This is a genomic window from Bacillus sp. LLTC93, from assembly GCF_002993125.1.
Lineage (GTDB): Bacteria > Bacillota > Bacilli > Bacillales > Bacillaceae > Bacillus > Bacillus zhangzhouensis.
The window spans coordinates 840,807-858,847 of sequence record NZ_PVME01000001.1; the positions used below are offsets into that span (position 1 = coordinate 840,807).

The window sequence follows — 18,041 nt, forward strand, 5'->3', positions numbered from 1 at the left end:
TTCTTGATATGCACCCGGTACAAATATAAAAAAGAGATGCACTCTTTCATGGAGATACACCTCTTTTTATTTTTTAAGAATGAGCAGCTGCGCTCACTTTCGATAAATCAAATGCATCATGCAGGGCTTCCACCGCTTTGACCATATCATCACGGCTAACCACTGTTGAGACTTTGATCTCAGACGTACTAACCATTTTTACTTGAATGTCTTTTTGAGCTAAAACGGCGAACATTTCAGCAGCGACGCCTGGGTTTGAAACCATACCAGAGCCAACGATGGATACTTTGGCTAATTTGCTTTCTGTCTCAATCTGCTCATAGCCGAGCGCCCCTTTATATTCTTCTAGCACTTCAACTGTTTTGGACAAATCATCCGTTTTCACAGAGAAAGAGATGGAAGTCTGATTTGTGCTTGAGACGGACTGAATGATGATATCAACATTGATATTTTGCTTAGCAAGCGTCGTAAAAATGGTCGACAATGTTGTTAAACCGCTTGAAAGGCCGCACACCGTCACGCGTGTCATCTGATCTTCAAATGCAATTCCTCTTACGACTAAATTTTGTTCCATGGATGATTCCTCCTCAATTAACGTACCCGATTCATTTACAATACTAGAACGGACTTCTAGTGGGACTTGATAATTTTTCGCAAACTCGACGGCTCTCGGATGCAAAACGCCTGCCCCTAAATTGGCCAGCTCGAGCATCTCATCGTATGAAATTCCTGCAAGTTTTCGCGCGGACGGTACATAACGTGGATCTGTCGTAAACACACCTGGTACATCTGTGTATATATCACATTTGTCGGCTTTTAATGCAGCAGCAAGTGCTACAGCCGTCGTATCTGATCCACCGCGTCCAAGTGTTGTGATATGTAGGTCATCTGCAATTCCTTGGAAGCCTGCTACCACAACGACTTTCCCCGCACTTAGTTCCTCTTTGATTCTTGATTCATCGATGTCCACGATTCTTGCATTTCCGTGCACCTGCTCTGTTTTCATACCAGCCTGCCAGCCTGTAAAGGAAATGGCATCATAGCCTTTTGCTTGCAGCGCCATCGCTAATAATGAAATGGTCACTTGCTCCCCAGTTGTTAGCAGCATATCCATTTCTCTATTGCTTGGATCATCTGTGAGTTCTTTGGCAAGGTCTACTAGAACATCAGTTGATTTGCCCATCGCCGACACAACCACGACCACATCATGACCTGCCTTACGTTCATTGATGACTCTCTCTGCGGCTTTGCGAATTTTTTCTGTCGATCCAACGGATGTTCCGCCAAATTTTTGTACGATTAGTCCCATGTCTACCACCCTTTTTCAAAAGATCACGTGTGAGAGAAGAGCAAGAAGCGGCTTTGGAGACTGCCCACTCACTGCAAATAAAAAAAGCAATGAGAGAACAAATCTCCCATTGCTTTGAAATCATCAAAAGATGCAAACAATGAGATAGCCCTCCAAGAAATAAATTCTTGACAGCCCTACATTTCTTCAATGTACAGCCAGCGAATAAAATGAGTGGATTTTATTCACTTCGGCGACGCTCCCCTTTCAGCCCTCTTCCTAGATCCCATCGATCTCTGAAGGCCTACTCTTGAAGTTCGCACCTCTATCTTCAACAAACAACACGTTCATTTATTAAATTAGTCACATCTTAACAGACTTTTGGAAAAAGTACAATCTATTTTTTTAATGCCTCCATTAAAAGTTCGGCCGTTTGTTTCGGAATGCCAGCCTCCTGAAAATCTTGGACAGAGGCTTCTTTCATCTTTTTCACAGAGCCAAAATGTTTGAGGAGCTGTTTTTTACGCTTTTCTCCAATGCCTGGTACATCATCTAAAATAGACTGGAATGCATTTTTTCCGCGTAGCTGCCGGTGAAAGCTAATGGCAAACCGGTGCACTTCATCTTGAATACGCTGCAATAAATAAAAGGCTTGACTGTTACGCTCCAGCGCAACAATTTCAAGTGTATCACCCATCATGAGATTCGATGTCCGATGTTTTTCATCTTTCACAAGACCTGCCACTGGAACAGACAGATTCAATTCATTTTCAAGCACGTCTATGGCTGCGTTGATTTGGCCTTTTCCTCCGTCAATTAAAATTAAATCTGGCAGCGGCAGCTCATCCTTTAACACACGTGTATATCGTCTTCTGATGACTTCGCGCATGGATGCATAATCATCTGGCCCTGCGACAGTTTTGATTTTGTATTTCCGGTATTCCTTTTTATATGGCTTCCCGTCCTGAAAGACAACCATGGCGGAAACAGGGTCCGCTCCTTGAATATTTGAGTTATCAAATGCCTCGATCCGGTATGGCATATAAATATTAAGTGCATCCCCGAGCTGCTTCACCGCTCCAATCGTCCTTTCTTCATCGCGCTCAATGAGCGAGAATTTTTCTTTCAGGGCGATTTTGGCGTTTTGGTGTGCAAGTAAAAGCAAATCCTTTTTCTTTCCTTTTTTCGGCTGGTGAACGTTCGTCTCAAGCAATTGCTCGATCATCTCTTGATCTACGCTGTCTGGCACTAAAATTTCCTTCGGCAGGAAGTGGTTGTTCTTTTCATAAAATTGCCCCAAAAACGTGAGGAATTCTTCCTCAGGGTCTTGATACATAGGGAACAGGCTGACATCACGTTCAATCAATTTCCCCTGTCTGATGAAAAAGACTTGGACACACATCCAGCCCTTATCATAGGCATACGCAAATACATCTCGATCTGATAAATCACTCATTGTCATTTTCTGCTTTTCCATCGTTGAGTCGATGTAAGCGATTTGATCTCTCAGTTCTTTTGCCCGCTCAAACTCTAATTGTTCGGCCGCTTCCTGCATCTTTTCGGTTAGTTCTTTTTTGATTTGCTGGTGCCCTCCATTTAGAAACCTGGTGATTTCATCCACGAGCTGTTTATTCGTTTCTTCAGAAATGTCATACACACATGGCGCGAGACATTGACCAAGATGATAATAAAGACAGACACGATCAGGGAGTGTCGCACATTTTCTTAGTGGATATAAGCGGTCAAGCAGCTTTTTGGTTTCTCTTGCTGCTTGTACGTTCGGATATGGACCGAAGTATCTCCCTTTATCCTTTTTCACATTGCGGGTAACGATCAGCTTAGGGTGCCGTTCATTCGTAATTTTAATAAAGGGATACGTCTTGTCATCCTTGAGCATGACATTGTATTTTGGGTCATACTTTTTAATTAAATTTAGCTCTAAAATCAGTGCCTCAATATTAGATGAGGTCACAATGTATTCAAAGTCCTCAATTTCACTGACAAGCCGCTGCGTTTTGGCATCATGAGATCCAGTGAAATAAGAGCGTACTCTATTTTTTAAAACTTTTGCCTTCCCCACGTAGATGACCGTATTTTGTCTATCTTTCATTAAGTAACAGCCTGGTCGATCAGGCAGGACTGACAGCTTTTCTTTGATCAGTTTGTTCATATTTTCATCCGTCCTTGTTTTCCTCTTTCACTCCTTCTAGTGTATCACGAACATTTGTTTTATACCATGTTGAAAGAAAAGCGGCTCTCGTCTATACGAGAACCGCTTCAGTGGTCATGCCTCATTGGCATAGATGGATTTATAGATGTTTGTTGACAAGCTCAGCTAGTGCTTCTTTTGGTTTGAAACCAACAGACGTTTCTACGACTTCACCGTCTTTTAAAACAAGAAGTGTTGGGATACTCATCACGCCGTATTTACCAGCAGTTTCTTGGTTATCGTCTACATCAACTTTTACAATTTTCATTTTATCGCCCATTTCTTGATCAAGTTCTTCAAGAACTGGAGCAATCATTTTACAAGGTCCGCACCATGGTGCCCAAAAGTCTGCAAGAACAACACCTTCTGCAGTTTCTTGTGAAAATGTTGCGTCAGTAGCTTTTACGATTGCCATTATTCATTCCTCCAATGTAAATTATGATTTTTAGTATAGCATCTACCAATGTGACTTGCGAATGAAATGCTTACGAATCTTTTTTTATGAAATGAATTAAAAAACAAACCGTATAATCGCACCAATAACAACAATCGCACCGATGATCATCAGAATGGTTCTAAGCATATGACATAACTCCCTTTCCGCTTCATTTACAATGTATGATGCCCCAACATTCTTCTCATCAAACATCGAAATATGCGATCAAGTCAGATCGACAGTCATCATCACAACCGACATAGGCGGGAGATCTATGGTTAATTCGCCGGATTTTGCCGTGAATTGATGGAAATCCGCAGGCTGAACGGAATGAGGATCATCAAATGTATTGTGCGCATTCATCCGATCAGCTGTCAGCACGCGGCCAGTGGCAGTGGTTTGTGGATCAATCCCCTCTATTGCAAGGGATACCTCTGCTTTTTCATATGGATTCAGATGACAAAAACTAATATGCATCTTGTCAGATGAACGCGAGGCTGACACACTGACCTGAGGAATTTTTTCACCTCGGCGTTCATACGGTGGTGAATCAAACTCCACTTCAAGTGCTTCTTCCTCTTGATGCACTTGAAACATGTGAAATACATGATAGGTAGGGGTCAGAATCATCTTTTCGTCCTTCGTTAACACCATCGCTTGCAGGACATTGACCGTCTGGGCAATATTCGCCATGTGAATCCGCTGGCAATGACGGTGAAATATATGAAAATGCAGCGCACAGACAAGGGCGTCTCTCAGTGTGTTTTGCTGATATAAAAACCCTGGATTTGTCCCTGGCTCTGGGTCATACCATGTCCCCCATTCATCAATAATCATCCCAATTCGCTTGTCTGGATCATAGCGATCCATGACCTTCCCATGATCCATGACAAGCCGCTCCATCTCATAGGCCTTTTTCAACGTTGTAAACCATTCATCCTCATTAAAATCAGTCGCAGACCCTTTCTTCTCCCATGTACCAGGAACGGTATAGTAATGCAAACTGAGCCCATCCATCCATGGTGCAGCCCGTTCCATTAATACTTTTGTCCAATTCACGTCATTTGAGTTCGCGCCGCAAGCGATTTTGTAAATACGGTTACCAGCAAACTCTCTCACATACGTTTGGTAGCGTTTATATAGGTCTGCATAGTATTCAGGCGTCATATTTCCACCGCATCCCCAGCTTTCATTGCCTACGCCAACATAAGTCAGCTTCCAAGGCTCTTTTTTTCCATTTTGAATACGCCAATCGGACATAGGAGTTCCCTTAGGAAATGTGATGTATTCTACCCATTCAGCTAATTCTTGAACAGTCCCGCTTCCAACATTGCCGCAAATATAAGGCTCACATTCAAGTAACTCACACAATCGCATAAATTCATGTGTACCAAACGCATTTGATTCAACGGTACCTCCCCAATGAGTGTTCACCATCGGCTTTCGTTCACTCAGATTACCAACGCCATTTGCCCAATGATACTCGTCTGCAAAACAGCCGCCCGGCCACCTAAGCACCGGGATATGTAATGCTTGAAGCGCCTTTAGCACATCGGTTCGAATCCCTTCAATATGTTCAATTGATGAGTCTTCTCCTACCCAAATCCCGTCATAAATCCCTCTTCCTAAGTGCTCTTGAAAGTGTCCATAGATGTGTTTTGAAATGCGTCCGATCACGTCATTGACTTTTACTGTCCCCTTCACTTGTCAACCGCTCCTTTGTTTCATAATGACATACAAAAAAACCCAGAATACCTAGGCATTCTGAGTGTATGAGCGTTACGAGTGGATATTCATCTTTTTTAACTCTTCATTCAAAAGCGGGACCACTTCGAACAAGTCACCAACGATTCCGTAATCGGCGATTTTGAAGATCTCAGCTTCTGGATCTTTGTTAATCGCAACAATGACTTTACTGTTAGACATTCCAGCTAAATGCTGAATCGCGCCTGAAATCCCGCAGGCAATATAAAGATCAGGTGTGACGACCTTACCAGTTTGACCAATTTGCAGGGCATAATCACAGTAATCTGCATCGCAAGCTCCACGCGAGGCACCAACTGCTGCGCCCAGCGTTTGGGCGAGTTCTTTTAGCGGTTCAAAGCCTTCTTTGCTCTTGACCCCTCGCCCTCCAGCGACAATGACTTTTGCTTCGGATAAGTCTACACCTTCTGACGTTTTTTTAATGACTTCCTTCACGATCGTTCGCAGGTTCTGAATATCTACAGAAATTGAAGTGACTTCTCCCCCTCGTGACGCATCCCGCTCAAGCGGTGCCACGTTGTTTGGTCGAATGGTAGCCAAAAGTAGACGATCCGTCGAGATGACTTTTTCGAAGGCTTTTCCAGAGTAAATCGGTCTAGTGAAAACGAGATGTTCTCCGGCAACGCTTACATCGATCGCGTCTGAAATCAATCCTGTCTGCAGGCGTGCTGCTATTTTTGGTGACAAGTCTTTTCCAATAGACGTATGGCCAAAGAGCACTGCATCCGGATTGACCTGATCTAATATGGCTTGAAGCGCCTGCGCAAAACCATCAGATGTATAATATGAAAGGTGCGGATGCTCCACAATCATGACATGATCCGCTCCATAGTAAAGCAGTTCATCTGCTTGTTCTTTGACGTGATCCCCTATTAACACGCCAATGACCTCACCGCCATCAGCCACTTGATGAGCGGCAGCAATTGCTTCAAATGTCACATTTCTTAATTTACCGTCACGACTTTCTCCAAGTACAACAACTTTTTTACTCATCTTTTAAGCTCCCCCTTGTTCTCGTGATATCGTAAAGTGGATGTTTAGATGACTTTTGCTTCATTTCTTAGTAGATCTGTCAGTTCTTTGACTTGATCCTGAAGCTCACCGCTCAGCACCTTGCCACCCTCTTTTTTCTCCGGTAAGAAACGTTCAATCGTTTTGATTTTATATGGCACATCGTCTTCATCGAGATCTAAATCATCTAGTTCTAATTCTTCTAAAGGCTTTTTCTTTGCCTTCATAATGCCTGGTAATGATGGATAACGAGGCTCATTAAGACCTTGCTGCGCTGTGACGACAAGCGGGAGCTCGGCGGAAATCACTTCCACGTCACCCTCTGCATCCCGTTCAATTGAAGCAGAATCGCCATCAATTTGAATGCTTGTAATCGTTGTGACATATGAAAATCCAAGTAATTCAGCAAGGCGCGGGGCAACCTGTCCAGACCCACCGTCAATCGCCACATTTCCTGCTAAGATCAAGGAAGCCTCTTTATCCTTGAAATAGTGATATAGAATGGTAGAAGCGGAATATTGATCCCACTCCTCCAAGTCATCTTCAACATTTAATAAAACAGCTTGGTCGCAGCCCATAGCAAGTGCTGTTCTTAGCTGTTTCTCCGCATCCTCACTGCCAACTGTCACGACAGTCACTTCTCCCCCGTGCTCATCCCGAAGCTGAATCGCTTCTTCTATTGCGTACTCGTCATAAGGATTAATAATGAACTCTGCCCCATCTTCTTGAATTGCACCAGACTGAATGGAAATCTTCTCTTCCGTGTCAAACGTACGCTTCATCAAAACAAATATATTCATTCATTTCTCCCCCTTGTGTCGTACTGATCCCTTATTCCCCTTTAAAATTCGGTTTGCGCTTTTCGATAAAGGCTTGGATGCCTTCTTTGGCGTCATTTGATTGGAATACCTCACCAAACTTTTTGGCTTCCAGCTTCATTCCACCATCATATGAGTACACTTTTGACGCATTCAATAACTCAAGCACATACTCGAGCGTTTTAGGGCTTTTCGCTGCAAATTTCACCGCTAGTGTTTTGGCTGCATTCAGCGCTTCTTCCTCTGTTTCTGCCAGCTTTGAAACAAGCCCGCAGGCAAGTGCTTCTTCACCTGTAATCGGCTCAGCTGTTCCCATCATTTCAAGTGCTTTAGCAGACCCAACATACCGAGGCAGGCGCTGTGTTCCGCCGAATCCTGGAATGATGCCAAGGTTTAGTTCCGGCAGCCCAAGCTTCGCATCTTTTGTTGCGATTCGAATATCACAGGACATCGCCAGCTCAAGGCCGCCGCCTAATGCTGCTCCGTGAATGGAGGCAATGACTGGTTTTGGACATTGTTCAATTCGTTCAAACACTTGCTGTCCTCGGTCTGCAAGACTCGCATAATCAGACTCTTTCTGCAAGGTCGTAAATTCTTTAATATCGGCACCTGCTGAAAAAAATCTGCCTTCTCCATGGATCACAATGGCTCTCACTTCTTCGTTTTGTTCGAGCTGGTCAAACATGTCATTGAGCTCAGTGAGCAGTTGAGAAGATAAGGCGTTTGCAGGTGGATGTTGAATCGTGATGAGCGCTATTTGTTCTTCTTGGTGTAAGCTGAGTATCTTTTCCATGTCAATCATCCTTTTTCAATTGTCTTTAAGATTGATGTATTCCGTTTAAGAGAAGATCATGTACGTTTTCTGCAAGTGCAGTCAGATCATACTTTTGATCATTCATGACCCATGTTGTAGCGGTTTCATCAATCGTCCCAAATACCATTTGTCTCGCTAAGCGGACATCTAGATCTTGTCTGAATTCTCCCGTTTGCTTTCCCTCTGTTAAAATCGAGTCAAGCATATTTAAATACCCTTTCAGCACCTCATTGATTTTTTGCCGCAGTTCAAGGTTTGACTGTCTGAGTTCAAGCTGTGTCACAAGGGCCAAATGATGATCTTGCGAAAGCAGGCGAAAATGTTCCTGAATCAGTAGAAGAAGTTTTTCTTTGGCAGACGGTTTCTTTTGAATATCTGTTTCCATCCGTTCGATGAATTGTCCCATTTTTTCTTTGAATAATGAGATCAGAATATCCTCTTTGTTTTTAAAATAGAGATAAATCGTTCCGTCTGCTACCCCTGCTTGTTTGGCAATCTTTGAAACTTGTGATTGATGATAGCCGTTCTCTGCAATCACCACAACTGCTGCATCAATAATTTGCATGTACTTCGGTCTTTTCTGCTTCAATGTGCTTCGTCCCTTTCTAAATTGAATGAACATTCATTCATATCTTTATGTTAAAAAGAAACGAGTGATTTGTCAAGTGCCCTTCTACTTTCTTTTCAACCTTTAGCATACCAGAGCAGACAGTCACAATTCAAATCATCCGGCCAATAGACCGGATGATACAGGTTATTTTTTAGATTGGTCAACAGGCGCTTCAGAAGAAGATGATTGCTTTCTTTTTTCTTCTTCAATTAACACTCTGCGCAAGATTTTCCCTACGGCCGTTTTAGGCAGTGACTCTTTAAATTCATAGACACGCGGCACTTTAAATGAGGCAATTCTCGTTCTGACAAAACGATCGAGCTCATCCTCTGTTAAATAGGCATCCTTTTTCGGGACAACAAATGCTTTCACTGTTTCTCCCCTGTACGGATCTGGAATACCTGCCACGACGACTTCTTGTACAAGCTCATGCTCATAAAGGGCTTCTTCGACCTCTCTTGGATAAATATTATAGCCGCTCGCGATGATGACATCTTTTTTCCGGTCTACTATATAGAAGAAACCGTCTTCATCCATATACCCAATATCTCCGGTGAAAAACCAGCCATCTCGTAACACAGCCGCTGTCTCCTCTGGCTGATTCCAGTACCCTTTCATGATTTGCGGCCCTTTGACAATAATTTCTCCATGCTCATATGGCTCTTTGAGTCCCCCAGTTTCCTCGCAATAAATGCCAGCATCTGTATTGGGCCAAGGACAGCCAATACTGCCAGTTTTATTCGCTCCCCATAAGAAGTTGGCATGGGTAACTGGTGAGGTTTCTGAAAGACCATATCCCTCCACTAACCGTCCTCCTGTTAATTTTTCAAAGCTTTGTTTGACTTCAACAGGAAGAGCGGCAGAGCCGCTTAAACAAGCCTTAATGGACGACAGGTCATACGTTTCAATATTCGGGTGATGCAGCAAGGCGATATACATCGTTGGTGCTCCTGGAAACAACGTCGGCTTCTGTTTTTCAATGGTTTTGAGGGTATCAGCCACATCAAAACGAGGAAGAAGAATCATTTGATGACCTTCTTTGACTGCAAGGTTCAATACGGTGGTCATTCCGTACACATGAAAAAACGGAATGATGCCAAGAATCCGTTCTTTTCCGCGGTTCGTTTTATACATCCAGGATGCACACATTTCTGTATTGGCTAATATATTTTCATGTGTGAGCATGACCCCTTTTGGTAAACCGGTCGTTCCGCCTGTATACTGCAAAACAGCGACATCCTCTTTCGGTTGAAAGGCTCGCTGTGGAATCTGTTCTCCTGACGATTCTTTCATCACCTGCGAGAAGTGATGAATGGTATCACTTTTCTCGACTTGGATGACCATTTTGTTTTTTCTTCTTTGGACAATGGGGAACAGAATGTTTTTCGGGAATGGCAAATAATCTTGTAGTTTGGTGATGATCAAGTGCTCCATACTTGTCAGCGCTTTCATTTTATAGGCCTTTGGATACAATAGATCGAGTGTGATTAGCACTTTGGAGCCGCTGTCCTCCATTTGATACTCGAGTTCTTTCTCTGTATAAAGCGGGTTCGTTTGAACAACAATGCCGCCTGCGATCAAAACAGCATAATAAGAAATGACCGATTGAGGACAGTTTGGTAGCATAATAGCTACTCGGTCGCCTTTTTTTACGCCAATTTTCATCAGATGATTGGCTAGTTTAAGTGCGTCTTCTTGTAACTGTTCATAGGTGATATTTTTTCCTAAAAAATGAATGGCTGTATGCTCAGGTGCTGCCTCTGCAGAGCTGAATAAGTAAGATTGTAACGTTTCATTTGGGATGGTGAGTTCGTGGGGAATTTGATTCGGGTAATGCAGAAGCCATCGTTTATCTGACTGCATAAAAACCCTCCTTCCTGAACTTTCGTACTATTGTATTATAGCAAACTTTTCCTTAAGGCAGTTTGCTTTTTTCAAATAGAGCTTGGTTCAATTACACACCTTCATTTTTTCGCCTGTGTTTCTATAGTTGCTCTTTTTCCTTCATGATGCCACTTTTCATATAATCCTCCGATCGCATGGAACGACTCATTGACTCTGTCTACGATCTGTTTATGGATACTAGGGTCATTAGGTAAATGTGTATGAATGTTGTCGACTTGATACTTTTTCATCATGTCTAGGTAAACAGTGAGAAAGATGGTATCTTCTAAAATCCAGTAAATAACTTCATCCGCCTCTGTTGTTCTTTTATGAAGCACTTGCACTCCTCGTTCATATTGAATGAGGATATAGCCATTTTGAACGATCTCGATATAAGGACTCAAATCATCAAAAAACCCAGTCGTTTGAAATGGACGTGCGATATACGGTTCATATATGTCTCGAGGAAGTGATGTCTTTTGGAGACAAGTACCAATTCGCTTCATCAGTTCGTCTTTTTGCTGAATTTGCTTCATCATGATTCGCCGCCTTTGATGAGATAAAAGCTGTCAAGGGGTTCCCTGACAGCTTTCTAATATTGTATTCTTCATTTCACAGGAACATGTAAACGGCGCCAATGACCGCAAAAGTGCAGGCAACTACGATTAATACTTTTGCTAGCTTTTCCATGTCGTCTCCTTAAATGCCGGCTGCTACTACGTAAGACAGCCCAACTGAAATAATGAGTGAAATAAACCCGACCGCTCTATTATCATTCTCAATCTCTTTGTCTACTTTAAATCTTGGTGTTAAAAATTCAAAAATAAAATAGCTGACAAGCAGCATCACAAAGCCATATACGCCCCATCCAACCATTTGAAGAAGGGAGTTGTGCTGTGCGATGGAATGCTGAAACACATTCGCAATCCCAAAGATCTTCCCGCCGGTTGCCATGGCAACCGCTAAGTTCCCCCGCTGGATCTCTTCCCAGTTTTTATAGGAGGTCACGAGTTCAAAAATGGTTAGAAATAAGACAAGACATAGGACGGCCACGCTGTAATAGGCGGCGATTTCCACAAGTTCATTTTCCCAAAAGGCTTTCATGCGTTTTCTCCTTTTTACTTTAATTCGACGATGGTGACACCTGATCCTCCCTCGCCCTGTTCTCCAAAACGAGCATTTTTCACACTTCTGTGCTGTTTTAATAATTCCTGGACCCCTTTTCTTAGGGCACCAGTTCCTTTTCCATGGATAATCGACACGCGCGGATAGCCAGCTAATACAGCATCATCTAAATATTTCTCGACCCTGCTTAAAGCATTCTCATAACGCTCTCCTCTTAAATCAAGCTCAAGCGATACATGATAATCTTTCCCTTTGACCGCCGTAATGGCTTTCTCTTGCTTAAATTCGGGTGCTGATTTGATAAATTCCATGTCTTTTTCATTTACTTTCATTTTCAGAATGCCCATTTGGACACCCCATTCTTTGTCACCCGTTTGTTCGAGCAGTGTTCCTTTTTGTCCGAATGTGAGCACTTTGACTTCATCGCCTGGTTTTAGTTGTCTTTCTGCTTTTTTCGCTGGCTCTGGTTTTTTCTTCCGGTCAAACTCAGGAACAGCTTCTTCAAGACGCTTTTTCGCATCGATAAGTTCATGTTCTTTGAACGAGCGATGCTCACTTTTAATGGACCGCAGCTCTTGAATGATGTCTTCTGCTTCTTTGGCTGCTTGTTCGATTTTTTCTTTCGCTTTTTGTTCGGCCTCTTCAAATAGCTTGTCTTTTTGCTCATTCCATTCCAGAATTTGTCTTTGAAGTTCCTTATGAAGCTTTTCAGCTTCTTTTCTATAGGCTTCTGTCTCATGCAGTTCTTCTTCTGCGTGTTTCTTACTGTCTTCTAATGAAGCAATCATTTGGTCTACTTCATTATGCTCTGCATGCATATCCGCTTTTGCCCGGTCAATCAGATGGTCAGGCAAACCAAGACGTTTGGAAATTTCAAACGCATTACTTCGTCCAGGTACACCGATGAGCAAACGATACGTTGGGGATAAAGTTTCAATATCAAACTCTACGCTCGCATTTGTGACACCTTCTCGGTTATACCCGTATGCCTTGAGTTCAGGATAGTGAGTCGTTGCGATGACGCGCGCATTTGTTTGATGAACTTCATCTAAGATACTCATCGCAAGTGCTGCACCTTCAGCAGGGTCTGTGCCTGCCCCTAATTCATCAAATAACACAAGTGAATTCGAGGTTAAATTCTTTAAAATATCCACAATATTGACCATATGTGATGAGAACGTACTCAAGCTTTGTTCAATGGACTGTTCGTCTCCAATATCAGCAAACACTTGGTCGAATACAGCCACTTCCGATCCTTCTTCAACTGGAATATGAAGACCCGCCTGCGTCATGAGTGTCAGCAGCCCTAGTGTTTTTAAGGTGACTGTCTTACCACCTGTATTTGGTCCAGTGATCACGATCGTTGAAAAATCCTTACCAAGCTCAATGTCATTTGCCACGACCTGATCCCGAGGCAACAGGGGATGCCTTGCTCGTTTTAAATAAATTTCTCCTTGATCGTTTACAGAAGGCTTTGTTGCTTTTTCTGTCTTTGCATATTTGGCTTTGGCAAAGATAAAGTCTAACGTCTGAAGTTCCTTTACATTATGAATCAGTTCGTGAATATGCTCTGACACGCTCTCTGTCAGCATTTGCAGGATCTTTTCGACTTCTTGCTTTTCTTTTAAACGAGTTTGCTGCAAGGTGTTATTTAGATCAACAACCACTTGAGGCTCAATAAAAAGTGTTGCCCCGGAAGAAGACTGATCGTGAACAATTCCACCATAGTTCGAGCGGTACTCTTGTTTCACAGGAATCACAAAACGATCATTACGAATGGTCACAATCGTGTCTGAAAGCATTTTTGAAGCAGATTGTGAACGAATCATCGATTCTAATTTGTCACGTACTTTTGATTCTAGTGAGCGTAATTGGATGCGTAACGAACGAAGTGCAGGCGTTGCATGATCAAGCACTTCTCCATTATCACCAATACAACTCTCGATTTCTTTTCTGACTTCTGGAAGTAAAATAAGCGTTTCTGCATATGTATGAAGGCGTGGTATGTCTACACCATCTTCATACATGGACGTGAGAAAGTGCTTCATATTCTTCACAGCATACAATAGTCCTGCAATTTCCATCAGCTCAGAAGGGTTTAATGTACTGCCGATTTCTGCCCGTTTGACTGCGCGTCTAATATCCGTTAACCCGCCAAACGGCGCAGACCCCTTTAAACGGATCACATCTTGTGCTTCTGCTACCTCTTCCAGCAAATGCTGAATGGTTTCTATATCCGTGAGCGGCGTTAAATCCTGCGCTCTTTCTTTTCCTAAAGTGGATGCGGTATAGGACATCACTTTTTCTTTTACTTTATGAAATTCTAATGATGCTAACACTTTTTGTTGCAGCATTGTACAGCCTCCTAACGACTACCTGTCACGCGTTAAAAACTTTTTCATCTCGTTAAGAGAAAAAGTATTCACGACATTTGCTTTTGGTGTCCAGCCTTTTCTTGCAGCTGTTACACCGACTTCCATATGATCCAACATGGCGATGTTGTGCGCATCTGTGTTGATCATGATGTTCACTCCCGCTTCGTTTGCTTTCATTAAATGCTCTGTTTTCAAATCAAGTCTTGATGGGTTGCTGTTAAGCTCTAGTGCAGTCCCAGTTTTCTTCGCAAGCTCTATGAGTTGATCAATATTTAAGGCATAGCCGTCGCGTCTCCCGATCAAACGGCCTGTTGGATGTGCAATTAAATCCACATGTTGATTTTGCAGGGCGTTTTCGAGGCGCTTCATGATGACTTCCTCAGGCTGAGAGAAGCTAGAATGGATAGAGGCAATTACAAAATCCATGTCTGCTAAAAAGTCATCATCATAATCTAACGATCCATCCGGCAGAATGTCCATTTCGACCCCTTTGAAAATGTGAAAATGCTCGAATTCCTGGTTGAGCTTGTCAATTTCTTTGGCTTGCAGACGCAACCGTTCTTTTGTTAAGCCGTTTGCCACTTTTAAGTATTGAGAATGGTCTGTGAGGGCCATATATTCATAGCCTTTTGCGATACATGCTTCTGCCATTTCACGAATAGAGAATGCTCCGTCACTCCATGTCGAGTGCATATGAAGGTCGCCTTTGATATCATTCAATTCTACAAATTGCATACTTTCTTTATACGTATCAATCTCTGCTCCGGTTTCACGAATTTCTGGTGGAATGAGCGGAAGTTGAAAATGGGCATAAAAAGCGCTTTCGTTTTCGAACGTTTTCACTTCGCCTGTTTCAATCGTTTCAACACCATACTCACTAATACGCTCCCCGCGTTCCTTCGCAAGCTGTCGCATTCTAATATTATGATCTTTTGAGCCAGTGAAATGATGCAGCGTTGTAGCAAATTGCTCTATTGTGACAAGACGGAAGTCCACACTGATCTCAAAATCAAGCGCAAGTATCACAGATACCTTCGTATCTCCGCTTGCAATGATGTCTTTTACATCATCAAGTGCAACGAGCTGCTCTCTGACCTGTTCTGGTTGATCTGTTGCAATGATATAATCTAAATCTTTGACCGTTTCACGTGCACGTCTTAAACTGCCAGCTCTTGAAAAACGGATGATTCCCTCCATCTGTTCCAGCGCATGATCAATCCGCTCTGCGACATCTAATGCAAAGCCAATTGGCAGTCGTTCAGGCTGCTTTCCCGCTTCCTCAAGGGCTGCAAGAATTTTTTCTTCTGTTTTTTTGCCGAAGCCAGCGAGCGCTTGAACTTTCTCAGCTTCACACGCTTCTTTTAGAGACTGTGCATCGCTTACACCAAGTTCTTGGTAAAGCTTAGCAATTTTCTTCCCGCCTAATCCTGGCAATTTTAAGAGCGGGACAAGTCCTTCAGGCACTTCCTTTTTTAATTGTTCGAGTGTTTCTGATTGTCCTTTTTCGATATACTCTGTGATGACAGCAAAGGTCCCTTTCCCAATGCCGGGTAATGCTAATAGATCATCTATTTGAGAAAGGCTGCGTTCATCTTGTTCAAGTGCCGCTGCTGCTTTACGAAAGGCAGATATTTTAAAAGGATTATCTCCTTTTAGCTCCATATATACAGCAATTGTTTCAAGAAGTTTGATAATATCTTTTTTATTCATCTCTCATCCTCCAGCCGCTTTGGCATCTTCCTTTATAAATATACAAACTTTTCCTTCATCCTACAACTTTCTGTCATGGAATGAGAAAAAACTTCTCCAAGAAAGGAGAAGTTTTTAAACTCCATACGTCGTCCATAAGTCTTTGACAAGACCGGACAGATAGGGGGTGTTGCCTACGATCACATCTGCTAACATTGATTTGCTCAGCATTGTTTGCAGCGCATCCACTGGAAGTAGTGCAGCGACAAACAATAGAATAAACACAAATAGATATGTTTCGAGAAATCCTAAAACACCGCCAAGCAGTTTGTTGACCTGTTTAATTACAGGTATACTTGCAATGGTTGTGAGCAATCCGCCAATAATGGCGAGCAGGATTTTGGTCAAGATAAACAGAATGATAAACGCAATGGTATTATAATAAGCTGTTTCTAGATTCCCACTAAAGAAAGCAAGCTGCGCTTGACCACCACTGAAATTAGGTGCTGGAATCCACGTAAGCTGTGGTGCAAGTGACTGATAAAACATGGAAGCCACTAAAATAGAAACAACAAAGCTAATCAATTTAATAAATTGAAGAATAAACCCGCGTTTTAGACCGACAAGCGTTCCCATAAGAAGCAAAAACAAAATGATGATATCGATCACGGTAATTTCATTCCTTTTCTTTAAGTTGAACCTCTAGTTTTTCGTATTGCTCTTTTAATTTCAAGTAGTCGTGGACGACATTGACTGCTGTCAGTACAGCTAATCTGTTTATATCAAGGTATGGGTTTTTTTCATTTATTTCTCTCATTTTATCATCAACAATTGAAGCAACATGTCGCATATGCATCTTTGTTTCTTGACCGATGATCGTATAGGACTGTCCATAAATTTCAACTGTTGTTTTCGTTTTACCGCCGTCAGACAACGTTTCTCCTCCATTCCACGAGAATCCTAGTCTCTATCATAACATGTTTAGACATTGAATGGAAAGACGAGCCCTTCCCTGTTATGGTACACTTTAGAAATCAATGATATCAAGGTAAAAAGGAGTTATCCACTGTGCCCCAATCCGTCTTAAAAGCAACATCAGAAGACATGAAGAAGATGAAGAGCGTATATGCTCAACATTTAACTGACACTTTGCCGCCAGGCGCTCTGTTTCAAGCAAAGGTTCCTGGCTGTACGATTACAGCATATCAATCTGGAAAAGTGCTGTTCCAAGGACAAAAGGCAGAAGCTGAAGCAAGTCAGTTCAGCCATATAAAAGCAGCTGATACAAAAAGTAAAAAAGCACCTGCTGTCACAAAATACAGCCCGCCGTCTGGCATTGCTTCCATGTCGGTTATCGGTTCAGATGAGGTGGGTACAGGTGATTATTTTGGACCGATGACGGTCTGTGCGGCCTACGTTGATTCCAGCAAGCTTACTCTGATGAAAGAGCTTGGGGTTAAAGACTCAAAAGGACTAAAGGATCCGCAGATTATCAACATTGCCAAAGATCTCATCAAAACCATTCCATTCAGCCTTCTCGTGCTCCGTAATGAAAAGTACAATACCATGCAGGAAAAGGGCATGAGCCAAGGGAAAATGAAGGCACTGCTTCATAATCAAGTGATCACCTCTGTGTTAGAGAAACTGGATGGGAAACAGCCAGAAGCGATTCTCATTGACCAATTTGCAGAACCCGGTATTTATTTCAAGCACCTTGCAGGAAAAAAGATCATCCGAGAGCGTACGTACTTTAGTACAAAAGCGGAAGGCATCCACTTGTCAGTTGCTGCGGCTTCCATTATCGCAAGGTACGCCTTTTTAATTGAGATGGATAAATTATCAAAAGCAGCTGGCTTTGACATTCCAAAAGGAGCCGGTCCTCATGTTGACAAGGCAGCCGCAAAGCTCATCAAGCTGCACGGCGAAGACGCTTTACGCCAATTTACAAAGCTGCATTTTGCCAACACTCAAAAAGCGAAAAAATGGTTATAATCAAAAAAGAGCTATAGCCTTTTTAG

The 18,041-nt window shown here is 42.6% G+C and carries 16 protein-coding genes and 1 riboswitch; of the genes, 1 reads left to right on the forward strand and 15 read right to left on the reverse strand.

Translation table 11 applies throughout. From position 1 onward, the window contains the following. Positions 1-73: 73 nt before the first annotated feature. From C6W18_RS04555 to zapA, 15 genes are all read right to left on the reverse strand, one after another. Positions 74-1,309 carry an aspartate kinase gene (locus tag C6W18_RS04555; RefSeq protein WP_105926234.1) on the reverse strand — a complete coding sequence of 412 codons (1,236 nt, stop codon included), beginning with the start codon at positions 1,307-1,309 and terminating at the stop codon, positions 74-76. Positions 1,310-1,446: 137 nt separating this feature from the next. After that, positions 1,447-1,624: riboswitch (Lysine riboswitch) on the reverse strand. Positions 1,625-1,685: 61 nt separating this feature from the next. Next, a complete protein-coding gene (gene uvrC / locus C6W18_RS04560; protein WP_034320852.1) occupies positions 1,686-3,458 on the reverse strand; it encodes an excinuclease ABC subunit UvrC in 1,773 nt (590 codons plus the stop codon). Positions 3,459-3,597: 139 nt separating this feature from the next. Then, positions 3,598-3,912, reverse strand: a complete 315-nt coding sequence (gene trxA, locus C6W18_RS04565) for a thioredoxin (protein ID WP_034320855.1) — start codon at positions 3,910-3,912, stop codon at positions 3,598-3,600. Between the two features lie 246 nt (positions 3,913-4,158). After that, positions 4,159-5,637, reverse strand: a complete 1,479-nt coding sequence (locus C6W18_RS04570) for an alpha-N-arabinofuranosidase (protein WP_105926236.1) — start codon at positions 5,635-5,637, stop codon at positions 4,159-4,161. A gap of 75 nt (positions 5,638-5,712) precedes the next feature. Continuing rightward, entirely contained in the window at positions 5,713-6,690 is a 978-nt protein-coding gene (locus C6W18_RS04575) for an electron transfer flavoprotein subunit alpha/FixB family protein (RefSeq protein ID WP_105926238.1), read from the reverse strand. Positions 6,691-6,734: 44 nt separating this feature from the next. Next, on the reverse strand, positions 6,735-7,508 hold the full coding sequence (locus C6W18_RS04580; protein ID WP_034320864.1) for an electron transfer flavoprotein subunit beta/FixA family protein: 774 nt from the start codon (positions 7,506-7,508) through the stop codon (positions 6,735-6,737). Positions 7,509-7,539: 31 nt separating this feature from the next. Then, on the reverse strand, positions 7,540-8,319 hold the full coding sequence (locus C6W18_RS04585) for an enoyl-CoA hydratase (RefSeq protein ID WP_105926240.1): 780 nt from the start codon (positions 8,317-8,319) through the stop codon (positions 7,540-7,542). A 25-nt stretch (positions 8,320-8,344) separates the two neighbouring features. After that, a complete protein-coding gene (gene fadR / locus C6W18_RS04590) occupies positions 8,345-8,929 on the reverse strand; it encodes a fatty acid metabolism transcriptional regulator FadR (protein WP_034321098.1) in 585 nt (194 codons plus the stop codon). A 165-nt stretch (positions 8,930-9,094) separates the two neighbouring features. Then, positions 9,095-10,813 (reverse strand): AMP-binding protein, encoded by a 1,719-nt coding sequence (locus C6W18_RS04595; RefSeq protein WP_105926242.1) that lies wholly within the window; start codon positions 10,811-10,813, stop codon positions 9,095-9,097. A gap of 101 nt (positions 10,814-10,914) precedes the next feature. Beyond that, the gene (locus C6W18_RS04600) at positions 10,915-11,370 is read right to left on the reverse strand and encodes an Imm63 family immunity protein (protein ID WP_105926389.1); all 456 of its coding nucleotides are present in this window, start codon (positions 11,368-11,370) and stop codon (positions 10,915-10,917) included. A gap of 163 nt (positions 11,371-11,533) precedes the next feature. Next, positions 11,534-11,938: a DUF350 domain-containing protein gene (locus tag C6W18_RS04605; protein WP_007501637.1), complete on the reverse strand. Its 405-nt coding sequence runs from the start codon at positions 11,936-11,938 to the stop codon at positions 11,534-11,536. A 14-nt stretch (positions 11,939-11,952) separates the two neighbouring features. After that, positions 11,953-14,310 (reverse strand): endonuclease MutS2, encoded by a 2,358-nt coding sequence (locus C6W18_RS04610; RefSeq protein ID WP_105926391.1) that lies wholly within the window; start codon positions 14,308-14,310, stop codon positions 11,953-11,955. Positions 14,311-14,331: 21 nt separating this feature from the next. Further along, a complete protein-coding gene (polX, locus tag C6W18_RS04615; protein WP_105926244.1) occupies positions 14,332-16,044 on the reverse strand; it encodes a DNA polymerase/3'-5' exonuclease PolX in 1,713 nt (570 codons plus the stop codon). Positions 16,045-16,158: 114 nt separating this feature from the next. Beyond that, on the reverse strand, positions 16,159-16,692 hold the full coding sequence (locus C6W18_RS04620) for a CvpA family protein (protein ID WP_105926245.1): 534 nt from the start codon (positions 16,690-16,692) through the stop codon (positions 16,159-16,161). A 7-nt stretch (positions 16,693-16,699) separates the two neighbouring features. Continuing rightward, positions 16,700-16,957 carry a cell division protein ZapA gene (gene zapA, locus C6W18_RS04625; RefSeq protein ID WP_034320877.1) on the reverse strand — a complete coding sequence of 86 codons (258 nt, stop codon included), beginning with the start codon at positions 16,955-16,957 and terminating at the stop codon, positions 16,700-16,702. Between the two features lie 134 nt (positions 16,958-17,091). Between zapA and rnhC the strand changes: the two genes are divergently transcribed. After that, positions 17,092-18,015 (forward strand): ribonuclease HIII, encoded by a 924-nt coding sequence (rnhC, locus tag C6W18_RS04630; RefSeq protein WP_034320879.1) that lies wholly within the window; start codon positions 17,092-17,094, stop codon positions 18,013-18,015. The last annotated feature ends 26 nt before the right edge of the window (positions 18,016-18,041 follow it).

What these genes read in the sequence shown, in the direction of transcription:
- C6W18_RS04555 (WP_105926234.1), bottom strand. Translation starts at nt 1,309, where the DNA reads ATGGGACTAATCGTACAAAAATTTGGCGGAACATCCGTTGGATCGACA.
- uvrC (WP_034320852.1), bottom strand. Translation starts at nt 3,458, where the DNA reads ATGAACAAACTGATCAAAGAAAAGCTGTCAGTCCTGCCTGATCGACCA.
- trxA (WP_034320855.1), bottom strand. Translation starts at nt 3,912, where the DNA reads ATGGCAATCGTAAAAGCTACTGACGCAACATTTTCACAAGAAACTGCA.
- C6W18_RS04575 (WP_105926238.1), bottom strand. Translation starts at nt 6,690, where the DNA reads ATGAGTAAAAAAGTTGTTGTACTTGGAGAAAGTCGTGACGGTAAATTA.
- C6W18_RS04580 (WP_034320864.1), bottom strand. Translation starts at nt 7,508, where the DNA reads ATGAATATATTTGTTTTGATGAAGCGTACGTTTGACACGGAAGAGAAG.
- C6W18_RS04585 (WP_105926240.1), bottom strand. Translation starts at nt 8,319, where the DNA reads ATGGAAAAGATACTCAGCTTACACCAAGAAGAACAAATAGCGCTCATC.
- C6W18_RS04595 (WP_105926242.1), bottom strand. Translation starts at nt 10,813, where the DNA reads ATGCAGTCAGATAAACGATGGCTTCTGCATTACCCGAATCAAATTCCC.
- C6W18_RS04600 (WP_105926389.1), bottom strand. Translation starts at nt 11,370, where the DNA reads ATGAAGCAAATTCAGCAAAAAGACGAACTGATGAAGCGAATTGGTACT.
- C6W18_RS04605 (WP_007501637.1), bottom strand. Translation starts at nt 11,938, where the DNA reads ATGAAAGCCTTTTGGGAAAATGAACTTGTGGAAATCGCCGCCTATTAC.
- polX (WP_105926244.1), bottom strand. Translation starts at nt 16,044, where the DNA reads ATGAATAAAAAAGATATTATCAAACTTCTTGAAACAATTGCTGTATAT.